General features: G+C 55.1%; 15 protein-coding genes. 7 read left to right on the top strand and 8 right to left on the bottom strand.

Annotated features, from left to right (window positions below; translation table 11 throughout):
- Nucleotides 1–4 precede the first annotated feature (4 nt).
- The 6 genes from rutG to rutA are packed head-to-tail and all read right to left on the bottom strand — an operon-like array spanning nt 5 to nt 4944.
- Entirely contained in the window at nt 5–1333 is a 1329-nt protein-coding gene (rutG, locus tag ACVKSX_RS06185; RefSeq protein ID WP_010669797.1) for a pyrimidine utilization transport protein G, read from the bottom strand.
- Between the two features lie 46 nt (nt 1334–1379).
- Nucleotides 1380–1895 (bottom strand): NADH-dependent FMN reductase RutF, encoded by a 516-nt coding sequence (gene rutF / locus ACVKSX_RS06180; protein ID WP_354438489.1) that lies wholly within the window; start codon nt 1893–1895, stop codon nt 1380–1382.
- Nucleotides 1896–1914: 19 nt separating this feature from the next.
- A complete protein-coding gene (rutD, locus tag ACVKSX_RS06175) occupies nt 1915–2724 on the bottom strand; it encodes a pyrimidine utilization protein D (protein WP_354438488.1) in 810 nt (269 codons plus the stop codon).
- Nucleotides 2724–3119 carry a pyrimidine utilization protein C gene (gene rutC / locus ACVKSX_RS06170; RefSeq protein WP_033779453.1) on the bottom strand — a complete coding sequence of 132 codons (396 nt, stop codon included), beginning with the start codon at nt 3117–3119 and terminating at the stop codon, nt 2724–2726. Before rutC ends, rutD begins: the two co-directional genes overlap by 1 nt.
- 20 nt (nt 3120–3139) lie before the next feature.
- Nucleotides 3140–3853, bottom strand: a complete 714-nt coding sequence (rutB, locus tag ACVKSX_RS06165; RefSeq protein ID WP_010246624.1) for a pyrimidine utilization protein B — start codon at nt 3851–3853, stop codon at nt 3140–3142.
- Nucleotides 3853–4944 (bottom strand): pyrimidine utilization protein A, encoded by a 1092-nt coding sequence (gene rutA, locus ACVKSX_RS06160; RefSeq protein ID WP_010669800.1) that lies wholly within the window; start codon nt 4942–4944, stop codon nt 3853–3855. Before rutA ends, rutB begins: the two co-directional genes overlap by 1 nt.
- Nucleotides 4945–5250: 306 nt before the next feature.
- Here rutA and rutR point away from each other — a divergent pair, with 306 nt between their 5' ends.
- Both rutR and ACVKSX_RS06150 read left to right on the top strand, forming a co-directional pair.
- A complete protein-coding gene (gene rutR, locus ACVKSX_RS06155; protein WP_003849991.1) occupies nt 5251–5886 on the top strand; it encodes an HTH-type transcriptional regulator RutR in 636 nt (211 codons plus the stop codon).
- Nucleotides 5887–5924: 38 nt separating this feature from the next.
- Complete coding sequence (locus ACVKSX_RS06150; RefSeq protein ID WP_354438487.1) at nt 5925–6899, top strand: metal-dependent hydrolase; 975 nt, start codon at nt 5925–5927, stop codon at nt 6897–6899.
- A 47-nt stretch (nt 6900–6946) separates the two neighbouring features.
- On the opposite strand, the gene cycA is transcribed toward ACVKSX_RS06150, so the two are convergent.
- Nucleotides 6947–8341, bottom strand: a complete 1395-nt coding sequence (gene cycA / locus ACVKSX_RS06145; RefSeq protein WP_022625909.1) for a D-serine/D-alanine/glycine transporter — start codon at nt 8339–8341, stop codon at nt 6947–6949.
- A gap of 286 nt (nt 8342–8627) precedes the next feature.
- Between cycA and ACVKSX_RS06140 the strand changes: the two genes are divergently transcribed.
- The 3 genes from ACVKSX_RS06140 (at nt 8628) to ACVKSX_RS06130 (ending at nt 11948) form a co-directional block, all read left to right on the top strand.
- The gene (locus tag ACVKSX_RS06140) at nt 8628–9323 is read left to right on the top strand and encodes an extensin-like domain-containing protein (protein WP_010669801.1); all 696 of its coding nucleotides are present in this window, start codon (nt 8628–8630) and stop codon (nt 9321–9323) included.
- A 1168-nt stretch (nt 9324–10491) separates the two neighbouring features.
- The gene (gene sdiA / locus ACVKSX_RS06135; protein WP_045140567.1) at nt 10492–11214 is read left to right on the top strand and encodes a transcriptional regulator SdiA; all 723 of its coding nucleotides are present in this window, start codon (nt 10492–10494) and stop codon (nt 11212–11214) included.
- A gap of 122 nt (nt 11215–11336) precedes the next feature.
- On the top strand, nt 11337–11948 hold the full coding sequence (locus tag ACVKSX_RS06130) for an acyl-homoserine-lactone synthase (protein ID WP_029518973.1): 612 nt from the start codon (nt 11337–11339) through the stop codon (nt 11946–11948).
- A gap of 35 nt (nt 11949–11983) precedes the next feature.
- On the opposite strand, the gene ACVKSX_RS06125 is transcribed toward ACVKSX_RS06130, so the two are convergent.
- Nucleotides 11984–12208, bottom strand: a complete 225-nt coding sequence (locus tag ACVKSX_RS06125) for a DUF2594 family protein (protein WP_003849983.1) — start codon at nt 12206–12208, stop codon at nt 11984–11986.
- 432 nt (nt 12209–12640) lie between these two features.
- Here ACVKSX_RS06125 and uvrY point away from each other — a divergent pair, with 432 nt between their 5' ends.
- Nucleotides 12641–13300 (top strand): UvrY/SirA/GacA family response regulator transcription factor, encoded by a 660-nt coding sequence (gene uvrY, locus ACVKSX_RS06120; RefSeq protein WP_010246608.1) that lies wholly within the window; start codon nt 12641–12643, stop codon nt 13298–13300.
- The gene (gene uvrC, locus ACVKSX_RS06115) at nt 13293–15125 is read left to right on the top strand and encodes an excinuclease ABC subunit UvrC (protein ID WP_354438486.1); all 1833 of its coding nucleotides are present in this window, start codon (nt 13293–13295) and stop codon (nt 15123–15125) included. Before uvrY ends, uvrC begins: the two co-directional genes overlap by 8 nt.

The following is a 15125-nucleotide window of genomic DNA, read 5'->3' as shown; positions in this document are numbered from 1 at the left end:
GTCGTTAACCCTGCTGTCGCGCCAGTGGCTTGTCCTGCTTTGCCGCACTGCGTCGGCGCAGAATCGCATTGAGGATAATCGCGCCAAAGGTGGCGGTACCGATACCCCCCAGTGTGAAAGAACCGATTTTCAGCGCGAAATCACCGGCACCGAGCACCAGTGTGGTCGCCACCATGATCAGGTTACTGTTCTGGCCTAAATCAACATGGTTCTGTACCCAGATGCGGGCACCCGCTACCGCAATCAGCCCGAACACCACAATGGATGCGCCGCCAATCACCGGGGCCGGAATAGTGTGGATCAGCGCACCAAACTTCGGCGAGAAACCGGCGAGGATGGCGATAACCGCCGCGGCGACAAACGCCAGCGTAGAGTAGACTTTGGTCACCGCCATCACCCCGATATTTTCGGCATAGGTGGTAACGCCACTGCCGCCGATCGATCCGGAGAGCATGGTGGCCAGGCCATCGCCAACAAAAGCGCGTCCCATGTAAGGATCGAGATTGCGTCCGGTCATGCCCGCCACCGCTTTCAGATGCCCGAGGTTTTCAGCCACCAGAATGATCGCCACCGGGGCGATCAGCACCATCGCCTGCAGATCAAAGGTGGGTGCAGTGGTGTGCGGCAGACCAAACCAGGCAGCCTGTGACAGCAGCGTAAAATCGACCGGCTTACCCAGCCCCAGACCGTTGGTCAGCAGTGCATAGATCGCCCAGGCCAGAATCAGGCCGACCAGAATCAGCAGTCGCTGAATCATCCCGTGGGTAAATACCGCTACCAGACCAATGCAGAGTACGGTCATCACCGCAACCCAGCTGTCGAACGACGAGGCGGAGACGCTGTGAACCGCAATCGGGGCCAGATTCAGCCCGATAGCCATCACCACTGCACCGGTCACGACCGGCGGCATCAGATTTTCAATCCAGCGCGTGCCGGACTTCATCACCACCAGACCAATCAGCGTGTAGAGCAGGCCGCAGGCTATCACGCCGCCCAGCGCCACGCTGAGATTGGGATTCAGCCCCTGACCGCTGAAGCCGGTTACCGCAATGACCACGCCGACAAAGGCAGCGCTCGACCCGAGATAACTGGGCACCCGACCGCCGGTGATAAAGAAGAACAGCAGCGTGCCTATACCCGAGACCAGAATGGCCAGATTGGGATCCAGCCCCATCAGCAGGGGCATCAGCACCGTTGCGCCAAACATCGCTACCGCATGCTGTAAACCCAGCACCAGCGTCTGCCCCAGAGGCAGGGTCTCATCCGGGGCGATAATACCGTTTTCTGTTAATGCCGACTTCTTTTGCCATTGCGGAAACCAGGATCGTGCCATCGTCTACTCCAGAGCGTTATGAATGCCGGTGGGATTCAGGGAAGCGTTAACAGGCATCCTGCCGCAACAGGGGATGGTATCCCCGGTCAAACCACGCCAGACCGTGGGTGTCATCATTGCGCACTAACCCCACGACTTCGCAGAACAGCGTGTCATGCGTACCGACGCTGAAAATCTGAGTAATGCGACAGTCAAAGGACGCGACGGCGCCGCTCAGCACCGGCGAGCCGGTCACGGCCGTTGACCACTCAGCGGCAATAAAACGATCAGCCATTGGGGTTTTGCCGCCGAACAGATTGGAGAGCGTTTCATGGCCCGCCGCCAGCGTATTGACGCAGAGCTGCATATTTTCGCGGAACACCGGGTAAACCGAGGCAGAGCGGTTAAGGCAGACCAGCAGCGTCGGCGGCGAATCCGTGACGCTGCACACCGCCGAGGCCGTAAAGCCTGCGCGTCCGGCCGGGCCTTCAGTGGTGATGATGTTGACCGCAGCACCCAGCCGCGACATCGCATTACGAAACTCAGTTTTCTCAACGGCAGGGGTAAGGGTATCCAGGCTCATCGTGTTCTCCGCGAAAAGGTTATCCGACGACGCGCTGCAGCGGCTGCACGTCATCAGTCTGATCCAGCCACTGCAGCAGCAGGGCATTAAAGTTTTCGGGGGCGGTGACGCTCATGGCGTGGCCGCCCCAGGCCATCATCTGTTCAGTCGCATTGGGCAGGGCCGCGGCCAGCTCAGTTGAGCAGCTCCACGGCACCAGCAGATCGTCCTGGCTGGCGATCACCAGTACCGGTTGTGGAATGGCAGCAGCCCGCGCGCTGAAGTCGGCGCTCATCAGGGCGTGCAGCCGGCGCATCAGATTTTCCATCCCCTGAAAATGTGCGACGTGATGGCTATCTTCCTGCTCCAGCCGCGTCTGATGCTGCGCCATCCACTCCGCAGGATAGAGAAACAGCGGCTGAGCGCGGACAAATGCCTCGACGCCGACGTTGAGCAGCAGGTCCTGGCGTACCTGAAAGCAGCGACGGGTATGGGGATGCAGCGCCAGCCAGCCATTGATCACCGCGATCCGTTCGATCCGATCCGGATAATCCAGCGCCAGCTGCATCCCCATCAGACCGCCAAGCGCGTGACCGATCAGGCTGAAGCGCAGGATGCCGTGCTGCGCCAGCGCGGCGGCCAGTTCTGACGCCATCATCGCCATGCTGTAGCCTTCCGGCAGGCTGTCAGCGCTGCGACCGGTGCCGCGCTGGTCATAGGTCACCACCCGATAGCGTGCCGTTAGCGCGGCCAGCTGCGGCTGCCAGAAACCTGCCACGCCGCCCAGACCGGATGAGAGCACCAGTGTCGGTGCATCGGGATTTTGCAGACCCAGAATATCCAGCTGCATCAGACCTCCGCTTTGCCGATGTGCGCCACGCTGGCGATCTCAATCAGCGCATCAGGCTTGACCAGACCGCACTGAATACAGAAGCGCGCCGGTTTTTCGCCGGGAAAGAACTCGGCATAAACCTGATTCACCGCGGCGTAGTTCGACCAGTCGGTGATAAAAATCGAATTAAACGTCACATCGGTCATGCTGCCACCGGCGGTCTCGATCACCTTTTTAATGGTTTCCAGCACGTGGCGGGTCTGCGCTGCGGCATCACCCACATGCACCACGTTGTTGTCAGCATCAAACGGCAGCGTACCCGAGACATAGACCACGCCATCCGCCAGCGTGCCGGGAACGAACGGGGCAATGGGGGTGGAGGTGCCTGGCGGAACAATAATACTTTTCGGCATAGCGTCGTCCTTATCGTGGATTAGCGGGCATTCAGGCTTTCGCAGAAGGTATCGACATCCGATACCCAGCCAAAAAAGGTTTCGATATTGAACAGGGCAGCCTGCTGAGCAAAGGGCGGGCCGGCCTGATAAGTGGCGTCTTCCAGCACCACGCCGAAGTACTCCAGAAAGAAGCCGTCGCGCAGCGTCGATTCAACGCAGACGTTGGTCGCGATGCCGGTAAACATCAGATGACGGATCCCGCGGCTGCGCAGCATGCTGTCGAGCGGGGTGTTATAGAAGCCGCTGTAACGTGATTTCGGCAGCACGATGTCACCGGGTTGCGGCACCAGTTCATCGACCAGCGCGTAATCCCAGCCGCCTTTTGACAGCAGCGACCCCTGCAGTTCAGGCCGTTTACGCATGGTTTTCAGGGCATTCGATTTGTGGAAATTGGGGGAACCGGCGTCGCCCGCTTCTACATAGTCACTGTCCCAGCCGTTCTGGAACCAGATGATCTGAACGCCTGCCGCACGGGCCGCCGTCACCGCCTGATGGATTTTCGCAATCACCGGCTTGGTGGCGGAAACATCGAAGCCCGCCAGATCGAGATAGCCGCCTTCAGTGGCGTAGGCGTTCTGCATATCCACGACAATCAGCGCGGTCTGGCCAGGCGGAAAGGCGATCGGCTCTGGCCGCGCCGGCAGTTCAACCTGGGGAACATCCGGCGTGTGAGCACAATAAACGGTAGCCATCATGCCACCTCCTGCTGTGCGTCGAGCAGGGCGCTGCGACAGGCCATCAGCGGCTGAATGTGCTGCCCGAAGTTCTCGATACCCTGCAGGAAGTCATCAAACGTCAGCAGCACGCCGTGGGTGCCTTCGACCTGCGCAACCTCATCCAGCATCCGCGCCACGCTGGCATACGACCCCACCAGGGTGCCCATATTGATATTGACTGCCGAGGTCGGATCCGCCATCTGGCGCACATTGGTGTCGCTGCCCGATTTGGTGTCCTGCTGACTCTGAGTGGTGAGCCAGGAGAGCGCCTCTTCATCCGCACCGGCTTTGTAGTGTTCCCACTTCGCCCGCGCTTCTTCGTCCGTTTCAGCAGCGATGATCATAAACAGCACATAGGAGCCGACATCGCGGCCCGCTTTTTCAGCGGCCTGCTTCATGCGAATCGAGGTAGAGCTGAACGCGGCAGGCGTGTTAACACCTTTACCAAAGCAGAAGTTGTAATCGGCGTGCTGAGCAGAGAAGGCCATACCGGCATCGCTCTGTCCGGCGCAGATCACCTTCATCGGGCGCTGCGGCTGCGGACTCACCCGGCAGTCGTTCATGGTGAAGAACTCACCTTTAAAGTCCGATTTTCCGGTGCCCCACAGGTCGCGCAGCACGGTAACGTATTCGGTCAGATAAGCGTAGCGGCTGCTGAAGTACTCATCGCCAGGCCACATTCCCATCTGTTCATATTCCGGCTTCTGCCAGCCGGTCACCAGGTTGACGCCAAAGCGACCGCCTGAAATGGAATCGATGGTGGAGGCCATGCGCGCCACAATCGCCGGAGGCAGCGTCAGGGTGGCGGCGGTGGCGTAGATCTCAATGCGTGATGTCACGGCGGCCAGGCCTGCCATCAGGGTGAACGACTCGAGATTATGATCCCAGAACTCGGTTTTTCCGCCGAAGCCGCGCAGTTTGATCATCGAGAGCGCAAAATCGAAATGGTAATGCTCTGCTTTCAGCACGATCGCTTTGTTCAGTTCAAAAGTCGGCATGTACTGCGGCGCATTGGACGAAATCAGCCAGCCATTGTTACCAATCGGAATAAAGACGCCTATCTTCATGTGAAACCTCGTTGCGATGGGGGAAAGGTGTTTCACGCGCTGCACTGCATCCTGCATCGTCCGTGTGGGCCGCGCTCAGTCACAATTCTGCAAACTGTGTGCCACTTTTTTTATTCTTTTAGATAACAATGAGTTAAAATTAACCCGAAAGAGGTAAGTGGAGTAACTGGTCCATTTCAGACCGTCTGGTCAAAATTCGCTGCACGTTTTCCATGCAGGCTGAGCAAAAAAGGTGCAGGGCGCGGATTGGGCAGCGATGAATCCCTTTGCTATGATGCGCTGACACCAGAAGGATGAGGTAAACGTGTGAATACCGATGAAAAAAAGCCAACGCGACGTTCGCGTGCGGTCGCAGCGAAGCGGGCCGCCATACTGGAAGCGGCATTAACCTTCTTCTCACAGTTTGGCATTCACGGCACCAGCCTCGATAAGGTGGCCGAGCTGGCCGATGTCTCTAAAACCAATCTGCTCTACTATTTTCCCTCTAAAGAAGTGCTGTATGTGGCAGTGCTTAAGCAGATTCTGGATGTCTGGCTGGCACCGTTGCGCGCGCTGGCGCACGATCAGGATCCATTGGTCGCGATTCGTCGCTACATCCGGCTGAAGCTGGAAGTGTCGCGCGATCATCCTCAGGCTTCCCGGCTCTTCTGTCTGGAGATGTTGCAGGGTGCTCCGCTTCTGAAAGGGGAGCTGGCAGGCGATCTTAAGCAGCTGGTGGATGACAAAGCGGCAATTATTGAACGCTGGATTGATGAAGGACGACTGGCGGGCGTACAGCCGCAGCATCTGATCTTTATGCTGTGGGCCACCACGCAGCATTACGCCGATTTTGCCACTCAGGTTGAGGCCGTTACCGGCCAGACGCTCAGCGATCCGGCGTTTTTCGATCAGGCTGTTGATAACGTGCAGCGCATGATCATCGAAGGGATTCGCGTACGCTAATTCAGGATACATCCACGGTTCAGGTACGGAGTTAATCAATGGATTCTGTTTCGCAGCTGGTGCTGGGTGCCTCAGTCAGTGTCGCAGTGATGGGACGTCGGGTGCCGGTCTGGCAGGCCGCGCTGGTGGGCGGCGTCTGCGGCACCTTACCCGATCTCGATGTCTTTCTTGATCATGGCGATGCGATACGCAACATGACCCTGCATCGCACGGAAACGCATGCGCTGCTCTGGCTCACGCTGCTCTCGCCACTGATTGCATGGCTGGTGGCGGGTCTGTTTCGCCAGCGGGTGAAGTGGGCAGCATGGTGGCCTGCCATCTGGCTGGCGCTGATTACCCATCCGCTGCTCGATTTGATGACGATGTATGGCACCCAGCTTGGCCTGCCGATCACCGATTATCCTTATGCCATCGGCAGTATCTACATCGTCGATCCACTCTATACCCTGCCGCTGCTGGCAGGCCTGGGCGTCGCGCTCTGGCGGCGCAGTGATAAAGGGCTGCGCGGAAACCGGCTCGGGCTGATGCTGAGTACCCTTTATCTGGTCTGGAGTGTGGTGATTCAGGGCGTCGCAGGCTGGCAGATCAGAGCGTCGCTGGCGGAGCAGGGTATTCCGCACAATAAAGTGCTAGTGACGCCCACGGCCTTTAATACGCTGGTATGGCGCAGCGTGATTATGACGCCGGATCGCTATGGCGAAGTTTACTGGTCGCTGTTGTCGCCCTCACGGCCACTGCAGGTGGCGTGGTACCCGCGTCATCCTGAACTATTCGACGCCTTTCGGGGCAGCTGGTATGCAGAACGTGTCGCCTGGTTCAGCCACGGCTTCTACGCGCTGCGTGAGCAGGACGGGCAGACGACGATTGCCGACCTGCGCATGGGCGAAGGCGATAAGTATACCTTCACCTTTGGTCTGGGCACGCCTCAGCAGCCCGATCCCCGGCCGCAGCGCTTACCTTATGAACGCCCCTCTTTATCCGCCATTTTCTCTGCGCTGGGCGATCGCCTGTAAAAAAAAAGCCCGGTCATCTGACCGGGCTTTTTTCATGATATTACCGATTAGCGGCTACGACGATTACGCAGCATCCAGCCCACACCCAACAGGGCAAACCAGAGTGGCGTAACCATCAGCGCCTGGCGCGTATCTTCCTGCAGCGTCAGCAGCACCAGCACAAATGCGAAGAATGCCATGCAGACCCAGCACATGAATTTGCCCAGCGGCATCTTAAATGCCGACTCCGCATGGCGCTGCGGATGCTTTTTACGGTAGGCCAGATAGCTGCACAGAATGATGGTCCAGACGAACATAAACAGAATGGCCGAGACGGTGGTCACCAGCGTGAAGACCTTCATCACATCCGGGATCAGGTAGATCAACGCCACACCAATCAGCAGGCACAGGCAGGAGAAAAACAGGCCGGTAGTCGGCACCGCACGGGCAGAGAGTCGGCCAAAGGCGCGGCTGGCCACACCCTGCTGCGACAGGCCATAGAGCATACGGCTGGTGGAGAAGATGCCGCTGTTGGCTGAGGAGGCGGCAGAAGTCAGCACCACAAAGTTAACGATACTCGCAGCAGCAGGCAGACCAATCAGAACGAACATCTCAACAAACGGACTGCGATCGGCCATCACCTGGGTCCAGGGCGTTACCGCCATAATCACCATCAGCGCCAGCACGTAAAACATAATGACCCGCAACGGAATCGCATTAATCGCGCGCGGTAACACTTTATGCGGATTGTGGGTTTCAGCCGCTGCCGTGCCCACCAGTTCAATGCCGACAAAGGCAAACACCGCAATCTGGAAGCCGGCAAAGAAGCCGCTGAGGCCTTTCGGGAACATGCCGCCGTGATCCCAGATGTTGCTGAGTGACGCTGTGCCGCCGCCCGGTGAGGGGTAGTGAATCGATACCAGCACAATCCCGGTTACGATCAGTGCCACAATGGCGACGATTTTAATGATCGCAAACCAGAACTCCATCTCGCCAAACAGCTTGACGGTGGCAATATTGAGCGCCAGAAAAACCACCACGCAAAGCAGGGCGCTCATCCAGATCGAGAAGCCCGGAAACCAGAGCTGGAAATAGGCGCTGATTGCCACCACGTCGGCAATGCCGGTTACCACCCAACAGAACCAGTAGGTCCAGCCGGTAAAGTAGCCGGCCCACGGGCCAAGCAGATCAGCGGCAAAATCGCTAAAGGATTTGTACTCAAGGTTGGAGAGCAGCAGCTCCCCCATGGCGCGCATCACAAAGAACAGCATAAAACCGATGATCATATAGACAAAAATGATCGAGGGGCCAGCCAGGCTGATGGTTTTACCTGAGCCCATAAACAGGCCGGTACCGATAGCGCCACCAATGGCGATCAGCTGGATGTGACGATTGTGCAGATTGCGCTGGAGTTTATCGGGCGTCTCGTGGGTGCTTGCGGTTTCTTTAGATTGATCAACCATAGAATTGTCTTTCCTGTCGTGATGTTGTGTTCAGCTCTGCTGGCTGTTAGTCAAGGCGTCTGCCTGAGGGCAAGTCGGCATAAGATAGAGGAAGAGAGCCGGAATCGGGTAACGCTTTTTTACCAATTGTGATGCCTGCCGTCCCGGAAGCGGCAATAAAGCGCGATTTTGTTCAAACCTTCGTCAGCCTGGGTAATTATTCATCACGTTATGTCAGTCAGGCGGCGTGAAGGGCGATGCGCTTCTACACTTTTTGTTTGCTAATCATCATGCTGCGAGAGGGACTATGCGCACGCTTATCCTGTTTTTGCTATTGCTTGCGCTGGGATGGGTCAGCTTACCCTGGCTTAAGCAGCATCTGCCGCCGCAGTTTAATCCCTTTACGCCACTCTCTGTTACCGATCCGCCGGGCTGGATGACGCAGATTAAGATGAAAAGGCTGGCCAGCGATCCTGACGCATGTCTGGCGGTGATGCGCCGCGCTCAACAGGCGGGCTGGGTCAGCTTCAGCGAGCGTCCGGACGTCACGGGTCACTGTCCGCTCAGTCATCCGCTGCGGGTTCAGAAATTTGGCCCGGTCAGCCTCAGCAGCAGCTTTCTGGCCAGCTGTCCTATGGCCGTCGCCAGCACCATGTATGCTCTGCGCAGTCGTGAACAGACCGCCAGAGAGATGCACAGTCCACTGGTACGAATTACGCATGTCGGCAGTTACGCCTGCCGTAATATTTATCATCGTGCCCAGGGGCGGCTCAGTGAACATGCCACCGCCGATGCCTGGGATGTGACAGGCTTTCAGCTGGCTGATGGCCAGCGGCTTGAGGTCAGTCGTCACTGGCAACAGCCGGAAGAAAAAGCGGCAATGCTTCATACGCTGTGGCGTGGCGGCTGTGAGGTATTCGGCAATGCGCTGGGGCCGGACTATAACGCCGCTCACGCCTCACATTTTCATCTGGGTATGCGAGGTGCAGGCTACTGCCGATAAATCATCAGACAGGATTAATACCGTGTTTGATTAAGAAATGTTCTTATGGTGCCAGTAAAACCCATCCAGTTATCATTGCTGAACCTGATCCCTTACTGAAATAGTCTGACAACAGTTCAGGATGCTCCTAAAAAAACCGATTTCAGGGCCATCTGTAAGAATAAAACGATGCCTGCGGGATAAAACCCTTGTGCAGATTCTCAGCCTCATTTGCTCAGCGCCTGTTGGCGGCATGATGAAATTATTTCATGATTACGCTGGCAGAAATAAGGGAAAGGTATCGCATAAATAAAGCGTGCGTGATTGAGAAAAGAACGGATTTTCCTGCAAATTTATTTTCATATGATTTAGTTGCGTGACTATCGGGAAAGTGATTTAACTGATTAAAATAGAGTCAGTGTTGAGCATTACGCCATAAATAGTGATCTCCGCCACGTATTGCGGTCAGACAGCAAAGTAAGTAAACGAGACTTTTACGGACGCGCTGTCCTGGATCAGGTATTTGCAGTCAGATAAGTCGATAAACCACAGCAGCATGTGAATCGACTGGCACAGAGCACGGTCGGGCAGGAGAGAGCAGAAAAGGTTTATTAAACAGCACATCGTTACGCTTACAGGGCTGCCACTGAAAACCGGGACAGGTCTGTCACCGGCAAGCGCGTGGCGCGGTCAGCAAGCCGGTTAGCGGCCTCAACAGACGCCACAGGGGCTGCGGGGTCGTCTGACGAAACCGGTCCTGATGCTGCAAAGAGAGAGCCGGGCTTATTTCCTGATAAAAAATATGTCAGAAATTTGTCACTGCCGCTTCGCTTATAACGGAGTAATTAACGCCTTGTTTACTCGTTATTTACCCAACAATCAGCATCGCGATTCAATATTTTCAGCAGACGTTTCGGGTATGAGATAAAATTGCACTGGAGGTCAGGGATTGAAATCCTATCAGAAAAATCTTATTCTCCTGGGGTGATTGAAATTGCTGTGATCGGCCTCACCTTGTAAAGGCAGGAACACTTTTTCACTCCGCTCCAACGGTGAAAGGTTAAATGCGCTGTAGATCGCGACAGATTCGTCCTGAACGATAAATTAATTTTCTTCTGCAAATTTATTTTATCCGATGAATCCGAATGAATATTACCGGAAGGGCGAGTGAAATTAACGCTGAGGCAATATGAGCACTGAAAATTATTTCGCCTGGCGACATGAAGCGAAAGAACAATTTCAGGCATTAACGGTTTCTTCTGAATTGAAGCCGTTATTGCAACAATTTACTGAATCATTAGGCTTCGATTATTTTGCCTTTTTGATTCAGCACCCGGTGCCTTTTAACCGACCGCGCATTCATTTACATAGCACCTATCCCAGATTATGGGTTAAACGCTATGAGAAGCAGAATTATTACGCTGTCGATCCGGTGCTCAGGTTGTGTCAGCGACCGGGCAAAGGCATGGCGTGGACGGAGGAACTCTTCGCCGACGCCGGCAATTTGTGGCATGAGGCGAGAGAATATGGGCTGCAGAGCGGATTTTCTTGCTCTGCAATGGCACCAAATCGCGTCATTGGTATATTATCTATATCGTCGCAACAGCCCATTTCTGTCCAGCTCTGCCATGCTGAGCTGGAGGTGAAACTACACCTTTTAGCGGAACTAAGTCTGGATACGCTGGAACGCTTTAGCGATGATGCAATGATGGTACTAAAAAAAGAGTTTAGTCAGCGCGAGCTGGAAATTTTGAAATGGACAGCTGAAGGAAAAACGGCGGTCGAAATTTCACTTATTTTATCCATCTCTGAACATACCGTTAACTTTCACCAAAAAAATATGCAAAAGCGTTTCAATGTTTCCAATAAAACGCAGATTGCCTGCTATGCAGCGGCAATCGGACTGATCTGAACATAAAGCAACGGCTACACTTCGCCGTTCCTTTGCACAGGTCTGTTGTCTACCCTGCGCCGGGACTTTGCCAGGCTGGCGCAAAGAAATCATTGCAAACATGGGGATGTCAGAGGCGCATGATGAAAATAGTGCAAACGCAATTAAAGGATATGCCATCCTCTTTGCTTGCCGAACTCGGCAGCTACCGATACAGCGTCTTTGCGCGCGGCGAAGGGTGGTCAATTCCGCCACGCCTGAGCACGCCAGGACAGGAATATGATCGCTACGATCGTTCAGATGTCACCTGGCTGATCGCATGGAATGCGCGGGAGGGCATCAGCGGCTGTGCGCGTCTGATGCCCTGGTTCGAACCTGAACTGAGTGAAGGCATCGTACTGCCTTTCAGCCATGAGAAAGTGTGGGAAATGTCGCGCTTCTCGGCACGGCTGGATGTGGACGCTGAACTGCCACTGAATATTCTCTGGCACGCCGTGCAGCTGGCAGAATTGAACGGTATGGAATACATCATCAGTTCGGCAACGCCGATGCTGGAGAAGATGTTTGAAGAGCATCAGGTGGTGTATGAGCCGCTGACGCCGGGACTTATTCTGTCAGAAGATAATCTGTTTGCGATCCGTATTCCGGTGGTTCAGCCAGCGCTGGCTGAAAAGTATCGGGGAACGCGGCGCTTTAGTCCGGAAGAGGTGCTGCCTACGCTGGGCGTTTCGGTTAACTGGCAGGCGCACAGTTAATTAATTTGCCCCCGCGGCTGTGGGGGCAAGCAAGCTTACTGACGGTAGGCTGTTTTGATCTGCTTAATGGTATTGCTGAATACTTCCGCCTGAGGCTTGTCGCCCAGCGTCTGTACATAGCGTTCCATGTTGATAATCACTTTGCCGGCATCAGCCTGGCCCATACCTTTCAGGATCAGGGTGATCATCATCTTCAGACCCGCGATTTCATCCGCTAATTTCCGGGCTTCCTGCGAAGTTGCAAAATCTTCATCGCTCATGCGTTTCTCCTTGGTGAATGACAATGTGTCGGCAATCTGTCCGAACAGCAGTGCGTGAGTATATCACAGGGTCAGTAAGTTGCTGGAGCAGCCGGTTCGCTTCGCTATAAACAGCTGGTTTGTCCAGTACAACTAATCAATCGCTGAAAGTAATTACAGGTGTTGCCGGGCCAGATATCACAAGGGCCTGCAGCGATAAGGCACAGCAAAGTCTGGTGTTAATACCATGAAATAGTAAGAGTTTAAGGATTATTCAGTACGCCTGTCGGTTGTAAGAAATCTCTGTTATTGCTGGCTGCACGGGGCTGGAAATCGTTATGCGAAGCGTCGACTGTTTTGCTTTGTTGATGTGCTTTTGAGGTAAAAGCGGGTATGATTATCGCCTGTATTCGTTAATTGATTCCTCTTTTTTTAGCCTCTGGAGTTTCCCCGTTGATCAGTGTGCTTCTTGTTGATGACCATGAACTTGTCCGTGCCGGAATCCGTCGCATCCTGGAGGATGTCAAAGGTCTGGCCGTGGTCGGAGAGGTCAACTGTGGCGAGGATGCCGCTAAGTGGTGCCGTGCCAATCAGGTTGATGTGATCCTCATGGATATGAACATGCCGGGCATCGGTGGACTGGAGGCGACGCGCAAAATCGTGCGTTACAATCCCGATATCAAAATCATCATGCTGACCATTCACACGGAAAATCCGCTGCCTGCGAAAGTGATGCAGGCGGGGGCTGCAGGCTACCTCAGTAAAGGGGCTGCGCCGCAGGAGGTGATCAATGCGATTCGCTCGGTCAATGCCGGACAGCGCTACATCGCTTCAGATATCGCTCAGCAGATGGCGCTGAGCCAGATTGAGCCACAAAAAGCGGAATCCCCCTTCAGCTGTTTGTCGGAAAGGGAATTGCAGATTATGCTGATGATCACCCGTGGACAAAAGGTGACGGAAATTTCCGAGCAGTTAAATCTCAGTCCTAAAACCGTTAACAGTTACCGCTACAGGATGTTCAGCAAGCTGAATATCAGTGGCGATGTAGAGTTAACGCATCTGGCCATTCGACATGGCCTCTATAATGCGGAGCCGTTAATCAGTAGTGAATGACGTTTTTGATTCCAAAGCCTTTCTGAGTACGGTAACCAGCAAGCCCGGTGTTTACCGCATGTATGACGCCTCAGGCACCGTCATCTATGTGGGCAAAGCCAAAGACCTGAAGAAGCGTCTGACCAGCTACTTCCGCACTCAGGTCGGCAGCCGCAAAACCGAAGCGCTGGTTAGTAATATCCAGCACATCGATGTCACCGTAACCCACACCGAAACCGAAGCGCTGCTGCTTGAGCATAACTACATCAAGCTCTACCAGCCGCGCTACAACGTGCTGCTGCGCGACGATAAATCTTACCCCTACATCTTTCTTAGCAGCGATACTCATCCGCGACTGGCGATGCACCGTGGTGCAAAGCATGCCAAAGGCGAATACTTTGGCCCGTTCCCCAACGGCTATGCGGTGCGTGAAACGCTGGGGCTGCTGCAAAAAGTTTTCCCTATCCGCCAGTGCGAAAACAGCGTCTACCGCAATCGCTCCCGGCCCTGTCTGCAATATCAGATTGGTCGCTGTCTGGGTCCCTGTGTCGCGGGACTGGTCAGTGAGGAGGAGTATGCACAGCAGACCGATTACGTGCGCTTGTTCCTGGCGGGGAAAGACGATCAGGTTCTCAACCAGCTGGTCAAACGGATGGAAGAGGCGAGCACGGGCCTGCGCTTTGAAGAGGCGGCACGCCTGCGCGATCAGATTCAGGCTGTGCGACGGATCACCGAAAAGCAGTTTGTCTCGAATCAGAGTGATGACCTTGATGTGATGGGTGTGGCTTATGAAGCGGGCATGGCCTGTCTCCACGTGCTGTTTATCCGTCAGGGCAAAGTGTTAGGCAGCCGCAGCTACTTCCCGAAAGTGCCCGTCGATACCGATCTGGCTGAGGTCGTTCAGACCTTTGTCGGGCAGTTCTACCTGCAGGGTAGCGAGGCACGTACGCTGCCTGGCGATATTCTGCTGGACTTTACCTTGCCAGAGCGTGAACTGCTGGCAGAGTCCCTCAGTGAGCTGGCCGGGCGTCGGGTGAGTATTCAGAGCAAGCCGCGCGGGGATCGCGCCCGTTATCTCAAACTGGCGCGCACCAACGCCGCGACGGCGTTAACCACGCGTCTGTCACAGCACTCCACAATTCATCAGCGGCTGATGGCGCTGGCGGAGTTTCTTGAGCTGGACAAAATTAAACGCATGGAGTGTTTCGATATCAGTCATACCATGGGTGAGCAGACCATCGCCTCCTGCGTGGTGTTCGACCAGAATGGTCCGCTGCGTGCCGATTATCGTCGCTACAACATCAGCGGCATTACACCGGGTGATGACTACGCCGCCATGAATCAGGTGCTACGCCGCCGTTATGGTAAAGCCATTGAAGAAGATAAGATTCCGGATGTGATTCTGATCGATGGCGGTAAGGGCCAGCTGTCTCAGGCGAAGCAGGTCTTCGCGGAACTGGATGTGCCCTGGGACAAAAGCCGGCCGATTTTACTCGGCGTAGCGAAAGGCAGCGATCGTAAAGCCGGACTGGAGACGCTGTTCTTTGAAGCGGAAGGTGAGGGCGTTTCGCTGCCACCCGATGCGCCAGCGCTGCATGTGATCCAGCATATTCGTGATGACGCTCACAATCATGCCATTTCAGGCCACCGTAAAAAACGGGCCAAAGTAAAGAACACCAGCGCACTGGAAAGCATCGAAGGGGTGGGGCCGAAACGGCGTCAGCAACTGCTTAAGTACATGGGTGGCCTGCAACCGCTGATGAACGCGTCGGTGGAGGAGATCGCCAATGTACCCGGTATCTCACATGCTCTGGCAGAAAAAATATACTACTCGTTGAAACACTAG

Source organism: Pantoea sp. PvP021, assembly GCF_054056055.1.
Note: the sequence above shows the minus strand (reverse complement) of the source record. Positions and strands in the feature narration are given on the sequence as shown.

What these genes read in the sequence shown, in the direction of transcription:
- rutA (WP_010669800.1), bottom strand. Translation starts at nt 4,944, where the DNA reads ATGAAGATAGGCGTCTTTATTCCGATTGGTAACAATGGCTGGCTGATT.
- cycA (WP_022625909.1), bottom strand. Translation starts at nt 8,341, where the DNA reads ATGGTTGATCAATCTAAAGAAACCGCAAGCACCCACGAGACGCCCGAT.
- ACVKSX_RS06150 (WP_354438487.1), top strand. Translation starts at nt 5,925, where the DNA reads ATGGATTCTGTTTCGCAGCTGGTGCTGGGTGCCTCAGTCAGTGTCGCA.
- rutD (WP_354438488.1), bottom strand. Translation starts at nt 2,724, where the DNA reads ATGCAGCTGGATATTCTGGGTCTGCAAAATCCCGATGCACCGACACTG.
- rutF (WP_354438489.1), bottom strand. Translation starts at nt 1,895, where the DNA reads ATGAGCCTGGATACCCTTACCCCTGCCGTTGAGAAAACTGAGTTTCGT.
- ACVKSX_RS06125 (WP_003849983.1), bottom strand. Translation starts at nt 12,208, where the DNA reads ATGAGCGATGAAGATTTTGCAACTTCGCAGGAAGCCCGGAAATTAGCG.
- rutG (WP_010669797.1), bottom strand. Translation starts at nt 1,333, where the DNA reads ATGGCACGATCCTGGTTTCCGCAATGGCAAAAGAAGTCGGCATTAACA.
- ACVKSX_RS06130 (WP_029518973.1), top strand. Translation starts at nt 11,337, where the DNA reads ATGAAAATAGTGCAAACGCAATTAAAGGATATGCCATCCTCTTTGCTT.
- rutB (WP_010246624.1), bottom strand. Translation starts at nt 3,853, where the DNA reads ATGGCTACCGTTTATTGTGCTCACACGCCGGATGTTCCCCAGGTTGAA.
- ACVKSX_RS06140 (WP_010669801.1), top strand. Translation starts at nt 8,628, where the DNA reads ATGCGCACGCTTATCCTGTTTTTGCTATTGCTTGCGCTGGGATGGGTC.
- sdiA (WP_045140567.1), top strand. Translation starts at nt 10,492, where the DNA reads ATGAGCACTGAAAATTATTTCGCCTGGCGACATGAAGCGAAAGAACAA.
- rutC (WP_033779453.1), bottom strand. Translation starts at nt 3,119, where the DNA reads ATGCCGAAAAGTATTATTGTTCCGCCAGGCACCTCCACCCCCATTGCC.